The sequence below is a fragment of the Acidilobus sp. genome (genome assembly GCF_049973875.1).
Taxonomy (GTDB): domain Archaea; phylum Thermoproteota; class Thermoprotei_A; order Sulfolobales; family Acidilobaceae; genus Acidilobus.
In genome coordinates this window covers 1-2270 of sequence record NZ_JBMFJI010000065.1, presented here as the reverse complement: position 1 = coordinate 2270, position 2270 = coordinate 1, and the positions used below count along the sequence as shown (strand labels likewise).

Annotated in this window: 2 protein-coding genes; both read right to left on the bottom strand. The window is 53.9% G+C overall.

Features of this window, described 5'->3' with window-relative positions; genetic code table 11:
• Positions 1-295: hypothetical protein (locus ACP5H1_RS08335; protein ID WP_427974033.1), on the bottom strand; the 295-nt coding region annotated here is incomplete at its 3' end.
• A 129-nt stretch (positions 296-424) separates the two neighbouring features.
• Positions 425-2270, bottom strand: a 1846-nt coding sequence (locus ACP5H1_RS08330) for an Eco57I restriction-modification methylase domain-containing protein (RefSeq protein ID WP_427974030.1), incomplete at its 5' end; no start/stop codon positions are given.

Genomic DNA, 2270 nt, shown 5'->3' with positions numbered 1-2270 from the left:
CGCTGCTGGTCTTTGCCATAACCCTAGTCATGCTTAGGCTTATGCACAGGGTGTCGTAGCTCCTCATGTCCTTTGACACCTCCACTATGAAGTTTATGTCCCTGGACAGTTTGCCTGGCCCAGAGTCCCTGTACGCGCACCTTGTAGGTATGTGGCCTGGCGGCACAACCACGTTGTTGCCAGTTATGGACGACAGGAAAAGCTGGAGCGCGGTAACGAATGTGTCGAGCGACCCGACCTCGCAGAGCTTCTCAAACGCCACAAGGAGCCTCCTCTCGCCGCCAGCTCTGTTCACTATGTACAGTCACGTCGGCGGCAGGAGATTGGGTATGATCTCCTCTATCTCATAGTTAACCTCAAAGTCGTCGCTGTCCGAGGTCACGCTGAGCCCTGGGCTGCTGTCGCGCCTCCGTAGCTAAATCTTTCACCTGTGGCCTGTCCATGTCTTTAATGCAATGTCTAGATTCCTGTATATATTGGTGATGCACAGTCTCGCCTTATCCTCGTCAATGACTGGGCTCAGGGCCTTCAGCACGTCGAGGTCGAAGCCGAGCCTGTTCGGGTCGGCCCCCTCGCCATATTGCTCTGGGATCCTCCTGAACTGTACCTTGGAATACTTATCAAAGACCTCAGCAAGCCTGCTCAACTTATCATCACTTAGCGAGCAGACGTCGAGGACGGGCAGTGACCTCCACTGGCCCATTTTAAGTCTAATGAACGCACCCATGGTCTCCTCCCTCTTCGCCAGTATTGTCATTAGCCCCCAGGTGGTGTTCAGCCAGGCCACCAGCGCCTTGTCCGCGTTGTCGCACTTCAGCCTTATGGCGTAGAATATGTTGGATAATAGCTGCTCATCCGAGTAGAGGGCTGTCACGTGGGCCGTATTCGCTCGAATCCTGTCTGGCACCAGGACATTACCAGCGTTTTTATAAAACACGTCCTTTGCTTGTTCACTCCTAGGTCTGGCGAACATGTTGTGCCTGACAGCCATGCTAACCCTATTCTCCTCGCCGCCGCCGAAGAGGACTGGGTAAGGAGCCTCTGAGCTCGTCGGCTCAAAGTAATTATGGAACTGGTGGGCATCAATGCCTATGGTATCTATCACGTTACCCAACAGGGTGACGGGGGCTTTGACGCCGCATAGGCCCCCGCTCATTATGGACATCGTTTTGCTGACGAGGCTGGCGTCACTAAAGGCCGTGAACAGGCCCCAGTTGTCAAGGTTCCTCAACAGGTCAGCCCTTTTCACGCGCACGACCTCGGCGTCGCCTGGCGAGCCCTTCATTATTTCCTCCGCCAGCAGCATGGCCTCTATGGCGCTTTTTGGCTTCCTCCTCAGTATCACGAACACAGTCTCCTCGTTCGGTTCGTGTTTGTCAACCCTCCTGGCGACTATTAGCGACTCGCTGAGGCTGGTGCTCTCGCTGAAGTTGTACCCATTCTCTACGTCGCTGCTAACTATTACATATTTGACGTGGAACTCGCTCGCGAGGAGCGCTCTTGCCAGGAACCAGCTTACGCCTGAGAGCACGTTCTTCGGCAGCACGAACGCTATCACGCCCCCTGGCCTGACGTACTTGTACGCAAGGTACAGGAACAGCAGCCCCTCGCCAGCCTGCCCTATGTTCAGGTACTGTTTTAATTCGCCCCTGCCGTTAACTATATCCTTTATTATGCCTGACAGGCCCTCCCTTTCCACCAGGCCTTTTGCTATATTCAACATGTCATTCCTGACGGAATCCCTCATCTTGTTAAGGCGGTCGAGGAGCTTCTGCCTGTACTTCTTATCGGTTATGAAGCCGAACAGGCCCCTCCCGCTTTCCTTCTCCTTAAATTCCTCGCTTACCCTGCCCGTGGCTCGCGTGAACGGCGGGTTCATGATTACTAAGTCGAATTTGTCAGGTATTTCGAATACGCCTTCGCTGCCCTCCAGCGTGACCCTCTGAGCCTCCTCAACCTTGTAGCCCTCTATGAACGACAGTATGCCGCCGATCCTCTTGCCGTCGCTCAGGAGCTCCAGCGAGCCAAGCCACGGCTGGTTCTTCTCTGGTATATACCCAAGGTATATCGTGTGGATGTTCTCCTTAGCAATATTTCCTGGGCTTAGCAGTGCTAGGTTTATTGCAGTTATCTGGGCTGCGTACTTGAGTGCGTCGACGCCGTAAATGTTGTCCTCAATAATCCTCTTGCCAACATCGTTCATATCAATATCAAGGCCCCTGTAATGCGCAGTTGCCTTCAGGGTGTCCATTAATGCTGAGTAGCTCGCG